This is a genomic window from Epilithonimonas arachidiradicis, assembly GCF_003610695.1.
Taxonomy (GTDB): Bacteria; Bacteroidota; Bacteroidia; order Flavobacteriales; family Weeksellaceae; genus Epilithonimonas; species Epilithonimonas arachidiradicis.
Genome location: NZ_RAQH01000002.1, coordinates 291,337 through 304,471, shown reverse-complemented (window position 1 = coordinate 304,471; position 13,135 = coordinate 291,337). Strand labels below are relative to the sequence as shown.

General features: G+C 37.4%; 13 protein-coding genes. 6 read left to right on the top strand and 7 right to left on the bottom strand.

Annotated features, from left to right (window positions below; all coding sequences use genetic code 11):
• The first annotated feature begins 85 nt into the window (after positions 1-85).
• From ligA to BXY58_RS05345, 4 genes are all read left to right on the top strand, one after another.
• Complete coding sequence (ligA, locus tag BXY58_RS05360; protein ID WP_120212883.1) at positions 86-2,095, top strand: NAD-dependent DNA ligase LigA; 2,010 nt, start codon at positions 86-88, stop codon at positions 2,093-2,095.
• Between the two features lie 177 nt (positions 2,096-2,272).
• Positions 2,273-2,695, top strand: a complete 423-nt coding sequence (locus BXY58_RS05355; RefSeq protein WP_120212882.1) for a Fur family transcriptional regulator — start codon at positions 2,273-2,275, stop codon at positions 2,693-2,695.
• Between the two features lie 43 nt (positions 2,696-2,738).
• Positions 2,739-3,335 (top strand): methyltransferase family protein, encoded by a 597-nt coding sequence (locus BXY58_RS05350; protein WP_120212792.1) that lies wholly within the window; start codon positions 2,739-2,741, stop codon positions 3,333-3,335.
• Positions 3,336-3,368: 33 nt separating this feature from the next.
• Complete coding sequence (locus BXY58_RS05345) at positions 3,369-4,013, top strand: MgtC/SapB family protein (protein WP_120212791.1); 645 nt, start codon at positions 3,369-3,371, stop codon at positions 4,011-4,013.
• Positions 4,014-4,145: 132 nt separating this feature from the next.
• On the opposite strand, the gene BXY58_RS05340 is transcribed toward BXY58_RS05345, so the two are convergent.
• Together BXY58_RS05340 and BXY58_RS05335 are read right to left on the bottom strand one after the other, a co-directional pair.
• On the bottom strand, positions 4,146-4,796 hold the full coding sequence (locus BXY58_RS05340) for a DUF1349 domain-containing protein (protein ID WP_120212790.1): 651 nt from the start codon (positions 4,794-4,796) through the stop codon (positions 4,146-4,148).
• A 209-nt stretch (positions 4,797-5,005) separates the two neighbouring features.
• Complete coding sequence (locus tag BXY58_RS05335; RefSeq protein WP_120212789.1) at positions 5,006-5,566, bottom strand: sugar O-acetyltransferase; 561 nt, start codon at positions 5,564-5,566, stop codon at positions 5,006-5,008.
• Between the two features lie 105 nt (positions 5,567-5,671).
• On the opposite strand from BXY58_RS05335, the gene BXY58_RS05330 reads away from it, so the two are divergent.
• Positions 5,672-6,883: a S41 family peptidase gene (locus tag BXY58_RS05330; protein WP_229728400.1), complete on the top strand. Its 1,212-nt coding sequence runs from the start codon at positions 5,672-5,674 to the stop codon at positions 6,881-6,883.
• 6 nt (positions 6,884-6,889) lie between these two features.
• Positions 6,890-7,639, top strand: a complete 750-nt coding sequence (locus BXY58_RS05325; RefSeq protein WP_120212787.1) for a response regulator transcription factor — start codon at positions 6,890-6,892, stop codon at positions 7,637-7,639.
• A 157-nt stretch (positions 7,640-7,796) separates the two neighbouring features.
• Here the strand turns inward: BXY58_RS05325 and BXY58_RS05320 are convergent, their stop codons facing one another.
• The 5 genes from BXY58_RS05320 to BXY58_RS05300 form a co-directional block, all read right to left on the bottom strand.
• Positions 7,797-8,198, bottom strand: coding sequence for a hypothetical protein (locus tag BXY58_RS05320; RefSeq protein ID WP_229728401.1), 402 nt, complete (start codon positions 8,196-8,198; stop codon positions 7,797-7,799).
• Positions 8,199-8,308: 110 nt separating this feature from the next.
• Positions 8,309-9,889 (bottom strand): DHA2 family efflux MFS transporter permease subunit, encoded by a 1,581-nt coding sequence (locus tag BXY58_RS05315; RefSeq protein ID WP_120212786.1) that lies wholly within the window; start codon positions 9,887-9,889, stop codon positions 8,309-8,311.
• 78 nt (positions 9,890-9,967) lie between these two features.
• Positions 9,968-11,083 carry an HlyD family secretion protein gene (locus tag BXY58_RS05310; protein ID WP_120212785.1) on the bottom strand — a complete coding sequence of 372 codons (1,116 nt, stop codon included), beginning with the start codon at positions 11,081-11,083 and terminating at the stop codon, positions 9,968-9,970.
• 64 nt (positions 11,084-11,147) lie between these two features.
• Positions 11,148-12,446, bottom strand: a complete 1,299-nt coding sequence (locus BXY58_RS05305) for a TolC family protein (protein WP_229728402.1) — start codon at positions 12,444-12,446, stop codon at positions 11,148-11,150.
• 33 nt (positions 12,447-12,479) lie between these two features.
• Positions 12,480-13,109 carry a TetR/AcrR family transcriptional regulator gene (locus BXY58_RS05300; RefSeq protein WP_120212783.1) on the bottom strand — a complete coding sequence of 210 codons (630 nt, stop codon included), beginning with the start codon at positions 13,107-13,109 and terminating at the stop codon, positions 12,480-12,482.
• Positions 13,110-13,135 lie beyond the last annotated feature (26 nt).

Here is a 13,135-nt window from a genome sequence, read left to right as displayed (position 1 = left end):
TTCAATTTTTAGGATGACTAATTTAGTCATTTTATTTTCAGTGATTCTGGATGTTTTGGTTATTTTTGCTTTAAATAATTTCCTAATGTCCGAAAACATTCAGCAAAAGATAGAATCCCTGAGAGAAGAACTTCATCAGCATAATTATAATTATTATGTCTTAGATAATTCTACGATATCTGATAAAGACTTTGATAAATTACTAAATGAACTACAAAATTTAGAAACAAAATATCCTGAATATCAAAATAACAACTCGCCAACTCAAAGAGTTGGAGGTACAATAACTAAAAATTTTCCGGCAGTTCAGCATCAATATAGGATGTATTCATTAGATAATTCTTATGATTTTCATGACCTTGAAGATTGGGAAAAGAGAATTATCAAAACTATTAATGAGCCAGTAGAATTTGTAGCGGAATTGAAATATGATGGTGCTTCTATTTCCATTCTTTATGAAAATGGAAAACTTGTACAAGCTATAACTAGAGGCGATGGATATCAAGGGGATGATATTACCGAAAATGTTAAAAAAATTTTTGATATTCCATTAGAGATTTCAAAAAAAGACATACCAAAAAGATTTTATTTTAGAGGTGAAATTTATTTAACTTATAATAAACTTAATACAATCAACAGATATAGAGAATTAGAAGGATTAGAACCTTTTATGAATCCTAGAAATACTGCTAGCGGAAGTTTAAAATTACAAGATAGTGCAGAAGTAAGAAAGAGAGGTTTATGCGCTGTTTGCTATCAGTTAATTATTGATGATAATGCTTTCCCTACAATGTCTCATTATGAAAATCTCAAATTAGCAGAATATATGGGATTTAAAATTTCTAAATATATAAAAGAGTGTTATTCTATGGAAGAGACTAAAGAATTTATATTGGATATCACAAAAAAAAGAAAAAATTTAGATTTTGAAATCGATGGAATTGTATTGAAAGTTAATTCCTTACAACAACAAAGATTATTAGGATACACTGCTAAATCTCCACGCTGGGCAAGTGCTTATAAGTTTGAAGCCGAGAGGAAAGAAACAACTTTGCTATCTGTGAAATTTCAAGTAGGAAGAACTGGAACCATCAATCCTGTTGCAGAACTTGAGCCTATATCTTTAGGAGGAACTCTTGTTAAAAGAGCAACCCTTCATAATGAAGATATTATTAAGAAATTGGACTTACATATCTTAGATAGAGTATTTGTAGAAAAAGGAGGAGAAATTATCCCAAAAATCGTAGGTATAAATCCTTTGATGAGAAGTTTGTATTCAGAGCCAGTAACATTTCCTATAAATTGTCCAGAATGTGAAACTAAACTTGAAAAGCTTGAAGACCAAGCTGCATATTATTGCCCAAATTATCTTCATTGTCATCCACAAGTTGTTGGCAGAATGATTCACTATGTTTCCAGAAAAGCCTTGAATATCGAGAATCTTGGCGGAGAAACGATTGAGCAACTCTACAGAGAAAAGCTGATTGAAAACCCTGCTGATTTTTACACACTCAAAAAAGAACAGCTTCTTCCTCTTGAAAGAATGGCTGAAAAATCTGCTCAGAATATTCTGGACGGGATTGAAAAATCCAAAGAAGTTCCATTTGAAAAAGTATTATTCGGAATCGGAATCAAACACGTTGGAGAAACGGTGGCGAAGAAACTGGTCAAGAATTTTTCTACAATTGATGAATTGAAAAATGCAACTTTGGAAGAGCTTTGTCAGGTTGAAGATATCGGAATGAAAATCGCGGTCAGCATCATTGACTTTTTCCAGAATTCTGAAAACATCCTGATGATTGAACGTTTGAAATCTTACGGCGTTCAATTGGAAAAAGGCGAAAATACCAACGAAGTTTTGTCCAATGTTTTGGAAGGAAAAACTTTCCTTTTCACTGGAAAATTGTCGCTTTTCACAAGGGAACAAGCGGAAGAAATGGTGGAAAAACACAATGGAAAAAACATCTCTGCCGTTTCAAAAAACCTCAATTATCTGGTGGTTGGAGAAAAAGCCGGTAGCAAACTAAAAAAAGCCCAAGATATCGGAACGATTACAATTCTGGATGAACAGCAGTTTTTGGATTTGATTGGATAATTTGAGTTGGAGGGTTTGAGAGTACAAGCGTTTGAGTTATGAGAAACGTTGATTGAATGTCGAATCTCCTAGCCCTGATTGCAGTGGAAATCCCGCAGTGAGGCGGCGGAGCGAAGCCGACCGAGCGAGGAATTGCAACGGAAAGCAGGTTCCCGGCTCCTAAAAATGAGTTTTCTGATGAAAAATGAGATTGAAAATAAACTGATGAACAAGAATACCAAACCGACGAGTATGCGGATTTTGGTGTATGATTTTTTGGATTCTCAGAATGTGGCTTTGTCTTTGTCGGAGATTGAAAATCAGTTTGAAAATGCTGATAGAATTACAATCTACAGAACGCTGAAAACATTTGAGGAGAAAGGAATTGTTCACAGCATCCAGGAAAATAGCACGACAAAATATCGGCTTTGCGAGGACGATTGCAACGAGAATACACACAGCGACAGACATCTGCATTTCTACTGCAAAATCTGCAAACAGACGACCTGCAAAGAGAATGTGACGTTTGCAGACCACCCGAATCTCGGTTTCCGAATAGATGAAGTGCGGTTTTTTGCGAAAGGGATTTGCGAAAACTGTCTCGACGAAACTTTGCAATAGTATTGCACTTTCCACAGCTGTAATTTCGCAGAAAAAATTAGCTATGGAATTATTGATCAAAATCTTTTTACCCGCTTATTTTATTTTGTTTTTCGGGATTTCTTTTGTTGCGAAAACGATTATTGTTGCCAGAAAAATCAGGAAAAACCCTTTGGTTTTGCCTCAGGACGAAAGTGCTTATGCGTTGGTCGGCAATTATTTCAAACTTTGTCTGGTTGGGATTTTCGTTTATGTTATTTTGTTTCCGTTTTTGTCGGAAAGTTCTTTTCTTTCTATTGATTTTCTTGATGTCGAGTTCCTAAAATTCGTTGGATTGATATTCATGTTATTAGCTTTGATTTGGACGATTGTTGCTCAGAATCAAATGAAAAATTCTTGGAGAATCGGGATTGATAACGATATGAAAACTGAATTGGTAACTTCCGGATTATTTTCGATTTCCAGAAATCCTATTTTCTTTGGAATGGTTGTAAGTTTGGTCGGTCTTTTCTTTCTTACACCAAATGCGGTTTCTCTATTGTTTTTGATTCTGGGTTATGTATTGATTCAGATTCAGATAAGACTGGAAGAGGAATTTCTTTATAGACAACATGGGGAAAAGTATCTGGATTATTTGATTAGAACAAGAAGGTTGATATGATAGATTTTTCTTAATTTTAATCAATATTTTTCTATGGAATTTTTGGAAATGTTCGCCTTGCAAAATGACCTTTTATTAATAATCATCTCAGTTTTTATCGGTCTTATTATTGGCGCCGAAAGAGAATATCGTAATAAATCTGCCGGTTTAAGGACTTTCATATTGGTAAGTTTTGGGTCTTGCTTATTTACCATTCTTTCCATCAAAATCGGAGTCGAGAATCCAGACAGACTAGCCGCCAATATTATTACAGGAATTGGTTTTCTTGGTGCTGGTGTTATTTTCAAAGACGATAATAAGATTGGAGGTATAACGACCGCCACAACGATCTGGGCAACCGCTTCTCTTGGAATGGCCATTGGTTCCGGTCACATTGCTCTAGCTCTTTTGGGAACGATTCTGGTTTTATTGATTCTCAGTCTGTTGACTTATCTCCAAGATTACATTGATAATCGTCATAAAATCAGGGAATACCGCATTGTAACAAGCTCCAAGGATGACTTTCAATATTGTGAAGCGATGTTTAAAAATCATCATTTGAAGTACCTCATCATCAAACAGCAATTTACGACAGGAAGCCTTGCCACCACTTGGAAGCTGACTGGGAAAAATACAAATCACGAAGCACTTATTCAACAATTGATGAATGATGATAAAATCAATTCTTATCAATTTTAATCTTTAGACAAAGCAAAACAATTCATAAAACCCGGATCACATTTGCCAAGCCATCAGATTACGAAGCCATATTAAAAAAGGCATTCAGAATTTTCCAAACACCTTTTTACTTTAATTAATAAATATTATAAATCAATTCTGATTTTTCCTCAGCCATTCCAATCGTCGTTGGTCCGGTAAATGTTTGACAGAAAAATTTTCAAAAGTCGCTTTGAAACCGTTTCCGTCCGGACTTGCTGCCATAAAACCAACCTGAACCGGTGTGTTGTCCTGCAGATAAGCATTTCGCATCATTACATATTCTTTGTCATCAAATGAATAGAAAATCTCTACAGCATCCAATCTTCTGACTGCCTTTATCCAGACGAATGGCGGTGTTTTCTCGAGAACAATCACACTCCAATCACTGGTTTTGTGAGTCACAACTGTACTCAGATTAAATTTTCCATCCACGAACTCAACGCCGGCTTTGATATAATTTTGTTCATCAATTCTGAGCATCAGTCCCATTTGGTCAAATCGGGCTTTGTAATCTCCGGTGATTTTAACTTTCGTTTCGAATTCTCCACCGTAAGTTGAATAATAAAAAGGCGCATCATCCACCGTAAAACCATAATGCGAAATTCTCCAATAATCGCTTTGCGGCGTGACGGTCATTGTAAGTCTTTTGTCTTTGATTTCCCATTGTGAAGGCTCGTTGAACCATGTCATTTTTTCCAAAGATTGTGCTTTTGTTTGGAAAAGAGCCAACATCAGAATTGATGCTAATATAATTTTCTTCATTCTTAATATAATTTTAAACGCAAAGTTTTTTAGTTTGATTCAATGTTGTAACCGTCACAAAGACGTTTTACTCATCAAAGTCAAGTAGTTACATTAAACCACAAAAGACATAAAAGAATTTCAGCTGGTTATTAGTTTGGATTATAAGAAAATATGAACTTTTAAATATTCCTGAACTCGTACTTTTATGCCTTTTGTGGTTTTTATTTTTATATTTCCCTGATGACTTTACAAGGATTGCCGACGGCTAAAACATTCGCTGGAATATCTTTTACGACGACGCTTCCTGCACCAATGACAGCATTATCACCAATGGTTACACCCGGAAGAATGCTACAACCTGCGCCAATCCAAACATTATTTCCGACGGTGATAGGTTTTGCATATTCCAGTCCTGTGTTTCTGGTTTCTACATCAAGAGGATGATTCACGGTATAGAATCCGCAATTGGGAGCAATGAAAACATTGTCTCCGAAAGTCACTTTGGCGCAATCGAGAATCACGACATTGACATTGGTGTAGAAGTTTTCCCCGATTTCTATGTTGTAACCGTAATCGCAGTAGAAAGGCTGCTCTATCAGGAACATTTTCCCTGTTTTGCCAAATAGCGTTTTGATAATGCCTTTTCGCTCCTTCATTTTAGAAGGTTGAGTCTGATTGTAGCGGAAGCACAAATCCTTGCTTCTCTGTCTTTCCTCCACCAGTACTGCATCATTCGCATCATATAATTCGCCGGAGAGCATTTTCTCTTTTTCGTTCAGATTATTCATTGTATTTTTACATCTTGACAAGGCAAATTTAGATTCATTAGCCTGAATAATCAATACTGATAAATAACCATTTTTTGACTTAAAATAAAAAAGACTAAACAAGTAATGAATCCTTTCGATAGAATTTTCAATCTTAAAATAAAACTAATCTTATCAGTTATAATGTTTCTTGTAAATAACTGGACTTCTGCTCAGACAAAATACCAAAAAGATTTCAATGAATTTTGGACAGATATCAATGATAATTACGCCTATCTTGACCAGCAAAATATTGACTGGAAAAAAGTCAAACAAATCTATGAGCCTCAATCTTCCAGGATTTCCAATGATGACGAATTCATTACATTTATGGAAAATGTTTTAAACGAATTGTACAACGGGCATTCATCCTTAAATACTAATCTACCAAATTCCAACAGATTAGTCCCTTCCGGATCGGATTTGTATCTCGAAAAAGTTGGCAATAAATACATTATTAAGGATCTAAGAAAAGGATTTGGGGCTGATTTGGCAGGTTTAAAAATCGGAATGGAAGTTACCGCTTACAATGGAAAGTCTGTTGATGAACAACTGAAAAAATTCTTACCAAAATTTACAACCCAACATACTCAAAAGATGTATCAATATGCCATTGATATGCTGTTTGCAGGTACTCACGATATTAAAAGAGAAATTAAAGTTGTCGAGAACGGAAAATCGAAAACTTTTTTTCCCATCACCTATGGAAACAGTAATGAATTGCTTTTCAGTAAGGTTCTGAATGATACTACTGCCTATATCAAAATCAATAATTCTTTGGGAAACAACAATCTCATTGCAGAATTTGATAAAACATTGGATAACTTTTTCCAGTTCAAAAATCTGATTATTGACTTAACTGAAACTCCTAGTGGCGGCAATTCTACTGTTGCAAGGGCAATAATGGGCAGATTCACCAATCAGCTTTTACCTTTTCAGGTGCATGAGTTTGATGAAAAAGAATTTGAAACCAAAAGACATTGGGAAGAATACGTGACACCACGCAAAACAACTTATAATGGTAAAGTTTATATTCTGGTTGGACATTGGACGGGAAGCATGGGCGAAGGGATGGCAATTGGTTTTGACGGTATGAAAAAAGCCAAAATAATCGGAACCAAAATGGCTGGTTTGCTTGGCGCAATCTCTAACTTCCAAATAAACGAAACCAAGATTGGATTCCAGTTTCCGACGGAGAGATTATATCATATCAATGGAACACCAAGAGAAAATTACGTTCCTGAAATCCTGACCCAAAATATCGAGGTAACACTTCAAAAAGCGCGAGAGATTAAATAATTATTGATGAAGAATATTCAGTCTGATTTGAATGAGCAATTATTGCAACAGGATTTTGTTTACGAAACAGAACAATTGCAGCTGGAGCAATGCCAGTTAATAGCTCAGAACTTTGTGGAACTGGAAAATGGAATCGCAATTCTCAGCGACCTCAAAAACAATAAAAGCTACATCTACTCAGGCAAAATCGCCGATGAACTCAATATCTTTCAGAATAGAAATCAGCTTGAAATTGAAAGTATCTGGGAAGATGAATTGTTTAACATTCTGAATCCTGACGATGTTTTGCAGAAGCACATCCTGGAGCTTCAGTTTTTTCAGTTTATCAAGACGGTGGCGTTTGATAAGCGTAAGGATTTTTGTATCATCTGCAAACTGAGATTATTGAGTAATTCAAGATCTTTGATACATAAGATGTTTTATTTTTCAGATGTGCATCATAAGAATGTGGAGCTGGCACTCTGCCTTTATCATTTCGATTTCTTACCGTCCTCAGATTACACAGGAATGATTATCAATACAGCTGAAGGAAGCATTATTCAGCAGACCGAAGTTGAGAATTCTAATTTTCTGTCTGCCCGTGAAAAGGAAATTCTGAAGATGATTCAGTCAGGAAAAAAGAGTAAGGAAATTGCGGATGTTCTCTTTATCAGCATCAATACGGTGAATCGTCACAGACAAAATATCCTTGAGAAGATGCGGGTTTCCAATACCACGGAAGCTTGTACATTGGCAACGAGACTGAAATGGATTTGATTGAGTGGGAGAATGTGATGGTTTGAGAATTGAGAGATTTTTGAGAAACTATCTTAGTCGAGCGAATAAAGACCTTTTACTCGGGCGAACGAAACACCTTTACTCGAGCGAACAAAGACTCTTTACTCGAGCGGACAAAGACCGTTTGTCTGAAAGATTACTTATCGCCCGTCATTTCCTTCAAATTCTCATCCTTCATCTTAGCCTCTATTTTCTCAACCTTAAGGCTCTGTCTCAGGTAGCCGAAGAGGCTCATATACCAGTTAGCAATCCATACCAGCGAGAAGAACGCCAACAAGTAACCGCGCCAATCATCGTAGAGCAACTGGAATTTGGTGATAATTAAAAAAATAATGCTGATGTAATGGCTGAAACAATATTCGCAGGTGAAGAGATAGAAGAATTTTCGCTTAGCAATGGATTGCGTGCTGCCACATATTTTCTGGCAATACTCCCTGGGTTCACGGAAGATTTCCTCGTGGGTCACTGTCCAGGCAATACACGCTACGGGAATGGCTATCAGAAAGAGATAAAGTACCTGGGATAGTAATGGTATCATAACTTTGATTTTGAATGGATTGATAATTCAACTACAATTAAAATCAATGCCAAAAAAACTCAGAACCAATCAAGATTCTGAGTTTCTAACAAATAACTAAAAAAAATAAATTAATGAGCCGCGCTCAGGTCGATTTTCTCGCCTTTGCCTTTTCGTTCTCTTACGAAGAGCACAAAGGGAATACATATCAAAAACATCAATCCCAAATAAAGGAAAACATCCATATAAGATAATACTGTTGCCTGTTTGGTTACTGAGAAGTCCAGCATTTGATAAGCAGCGTTCAGCGCTCTGTCTGGCGTATAACCCTTGGCGATGAAGCTGGCTTTGAGTGCTGCAACTCTCTGCTGAACATCAAAATCGTTGACATCCAAGTGCGATACAAGATTACTCCTGTAAAGCTCGCTTTTATTGGCAATGAAGGTCGTAATCGCAGCGATTCCGAATGAACCTCCTAACTGACGCATCATTCCCGTGAAAGCGGCGCCTTGTCCAATTTCAGGACCTTTCAGCGTACTTAGTGATAATGATGTAATCGGAATGAATAGTAAACCCAGTCCCATTCCTCTTACAATCAGCATCCAGAAGAAGGCGTCTTTTCCTGTGTCTGGTGTCAGGATTTTATATCCCCAGAAACTGTAAACGAAGAAGATGAATAAGCCTAATGCTACCAATATCTGTTGCTTGGCACCCCTGGTCAACAATTGGCCAATGATCGGCATCATAAAAGCGGTCGTTAATGCGGCTGGAATCATTAATGCTCCGGACTGCAGCGCTGTCCAACCCAGAATACTCTGTGTATAAAGCGGAACAATAAACGTTGAGCCGTACAACCCGAATCCCAGAATGAAAGACATCACGGTTCCAATCCTCAGATTTCCATTCTTGAGAACGCGTAGTTCTACAATCGGATATTTGAAGGTGAGTTCTCGCCAAATAAATAATATGAATCCTACAACAGCTGTAATCGTCAATACCACAATGGCTTTACTGGCAAACCAATCATCCTCGTGACCTCTTTCCAAAATGTATTGTAAAGAACCCACGAACGCTGCCAATAATCCAATCCCGATCCAATCGACATCGGAAGCTGAGCGTTTTTCTGAATATCGCGGACTTTTCACAAATTGTAATGTCAGCAACGTCGCAATAATTCCCAACGGAATATTGATGTAAAAGATGTAAGGCCAGCTATAATTATCAACAATATAACCTCCCAATGGCGGACCAAGCGTTGGCCCGATAATTACGCCCAATCCGTAGATGGCCTGAGCCATACTTCTTTTCTCGATAGGGTAAGATTCGGTAATGATGGTTTGTGAAGTTACCAAAAGTGCTCCTCCACCAATCCCTTGACACAAACGGAAAAATACCAGTTCCCAGATGTTAGTCGCATTACCACAGAGAAAAGAGAAAATCGTAAATATGATGATAGATACCGCAAAGTAATTTCTACGCCCGAACTGTTGGGATAACCAGCTGGTCATCGGAACGATAATCACGTTACCAATGGCATAAGCCGTGATTACCCAGCCCACTTCGGAAAGTGTTGCCCCAAGATTACCTTTCATCTCATTAAGTGCCACGTTTACGATGGTGGAATCCACAATCTCAAGAAGCGCACACATAATCGCCGTGATGGTAATAATGGTTCTGCGAAATCCGTATTCTACTAATGAATCGTCTTGCATAATTTTGAGTTGGATGCCGGATGTCAGAGGTCAGAAGTTTTTAAATGCTTTTTGTTCCCTCTTCCAGCTTCCTTGTTTTTATTTTAATGAAACGACAGTTTGAACATTCATCCCGACGCGGAGTTTTTTCATAATGTCCGGGTTTAGATTGTCGAAAGTAATTTTAACAGGAAGTCTCTGAACGACTTTCACGAAGTTACCACTCGCGTTATCCGGAGGCAACAATGCAAAGGCAGAACCTGTGGCCGGAGAGAATGAACTGATAGTTCCCTGGAATTTTTGGTCAGGATAAGCATCGATTTCAATTTCTACTTTCTGGCCTTCTACCATTTTCTCAACCTGAGTTTCTTTGTAGTTGGCAACAACCCATTTTTGGTTGCTCAAAACTATGCTGAACAATTGTGAACCTGCCTGGATATATTGTCCCACCTGAACAGGAATCTTAGAAACATAACCATTTTCTTTAGCCGTGATGACGGTGTAAGACAAATTTAGTTTTGCATTTTCTACATCCACCTGTCTTTGTTTCAATTGTGAATTGGCGATGCCGACATTTTGATAAGTTGCATTGGACTGTGATGTTGCAACACCTGTCTGGACATTGGCCTGATTCTTTTGGTCAATCAAAACCTGAAGTTGTTTCTGTGCCGTTTGATAAGCTGCAGATGCCTGTTCATATTGTTGCTGCGTGATGGTGTGGTCTTTTACCAATTCAGAATATCTTTTCATATCCTGTTCAGTTCTCCAGACATTAACTTTGGCCGCTTCGATTTGTGCGTTAGCCGTCTGTACTGCCGCTCTGGAGTTACCGATTCCGGTCTTTGCTGCTTCCGAACCAGCCTGGGCAGATGCAACATTGCTCTGAGCCGTTCCTAACGCTGCTTCTGCCTGCTCCAAAGCCATTTGCTGATCTCTGTTATCAAGAACAACAAGCGTATCTCCTTTTTTCACAAACTGATTATCTTTAACTTTTACTTCTGCAACGTAGCCCGATATTTTAGAAATTACCGGACTTACGTCTGCTGCGATTTGTGCATCGTCCGTTTCTTCATGAGCCTGACTGTACTGGTATTCTCTGAAGCCGAAGAAAGCGCCAGCCAAAACTGCAACTGCTAATACGATGTAAAAAACAGGGCTTTTTTTCTTTTTTTCAGGAATCTCTCCCTGCTCAAATTTTATATTGTCTTGTGCCATTTTATTTGTTTAAAGTTTTTTGTTCTAAGTTTAAAGTTCTTTATGATCAATTATTATTAACCGATTATTGATTAATAATTCCTGTTGTTTGTAATAATTTTTTATGAGCCAGTGCCGCGTCTGCTTTGGAAGTGATGACATTCACATTGGCTGTGATTTTCGCAGTGTCTGCATCCAGAAGGTTGGTAATGGTTTCCAGTCCGTTGTTATATTTGTTCAATGTGATTCTGTAATTCTCTTCTGCTTGTTCCAGTGCTCTTTGATAAACATCGATTTTCTTATGCGCATAAAGGTCATTTTGATAATCACGTTTTACTTCCAAAGTCACATTGTCATTTAATAAATCGTTGTTTGCTGCCAGTTCCTGCTCTCTGGCTTTGGATTGCATCAGACTCGAATTCTTTTTCCAGATATTAGAAAGATTATATTGAATTCCAACTCCGACATTCACAGCATTGGTAATCGTTAAAAGTTTCGGAATATCCGCTGCAACGTAACCACCTGTGAAAGCTAATGAAGGAAGGTTCTCTGCTTTTGCAGCCTTAGTTCCAAGCGCAGCAGCTTTTCTTTGATAATCCAAAGCCTGGATATCTTTTCTGTTTTCTCTGGCTAAATTCAAATAAAAATCATCCGGTTTTCCAAGATCATCTTCGCCGATATAGTTAGAATCAACCTCGATTTCCGTATTGTCCGGAAGACCAAGGAGCAAATCCATATTGATGTTGGCAATGCTGTAATTGTTCTGCGCTTCCATTAGCTGTAACTCAATATTAGAAGTTTGAAGTTGTGCTTTTAACCGATCATTTCTGGCAATGACGCCATTGTTTTCCAGCTTGATGAAGGACTCATCTCTTTTCTGAGAAGACGCTAAATTCTCTTTCAGTAATTTCACTACTTCATTCGCTTTGAAAAGATTATTGTACGCCTGAGAAATATTGTAAGCAATCGCGTTCTTATCGTTTTCAGATGTTAGTTTAGAAGCCTCAACAAGATATTCAGCAGATTTGATTCCGTATTTGATTCTTCCTCCCGAGTAGATTGGAACGGAAAGATTGGCAGAACCATAAAGTACATTGCTCACTTTTGGTCCGCCACCAGACATTCCGGGGATTTTGATATCCACATTCGGTTCCAGTGGAAGGTACAGATAGCTTCCGGACACCTTGAGCTCTGGTAACTGTCTGTTCTTCGCTTCCAGAAGATTTGCGGTAGATTCTTCAATTTTAGCTTGATCTATCTTTAGATTTTTGCTATTCGCTATTCCCAACTTCACAGCTTCTTCCAGACTCAATACTCTTTTTTCTTGGGCAGAAACAAAAGAGAAAGTGGTTATTAAGAATACTGTTGCAAAAAATTTATTCACTTTAGTAATTATTGTTATAGTTGTGTTTAAATATTAATTCTGATAACCAACAAGCGCTCTCACAATGGTTTTCACGTGGTCAGATGCTTCCTGGAAATATTGATTTTCATAGAGTTTCTCATCGAAATCTGAGTTATGTTTTTTCAGATATTCTTTATAAATTTTGATGCCGTGCATCGCATTGAAAATCGTTCCTGAAATGGTACATTGTAAAAGATGATAAGAAGGTTTTTTAGTAAAAATCCCTTTTTCCAGACCTTGTTCTATAATCTTTTGATTGATTTCTATATAATTGATTTTTGATGCTCTAAGAAAATTCTGAATATTTTTATTCTGACTGATAACTTGTTGCGTATGAACAAGCAAAAAGAAGTCTCTCAATCTCTGAACTCGGTTTACGAAATTATCTATAAAAGCATCAATTTTTTGAATTTCGTTCAGTTCATTATTTTCCAGAATATTTTTAGCAAAGTTGAGTCCTTCTTCCATTCTCCATTTGAAAAGCTCTTCCATCAAGTTTTCCTTTGAACCGAAATAATAGGAAATCATAGAAACATTAACTTTTGCTTTGGTCGCAATGTCCCTTACCGAAGTCCCATTATAGCCGTTGGCAGCGAAGAGCTTCTCCGCAACCATCATAATATGTTCTTCTTTTGTTGGCATAATTGATTTTTAACGGCGCAAAGTTA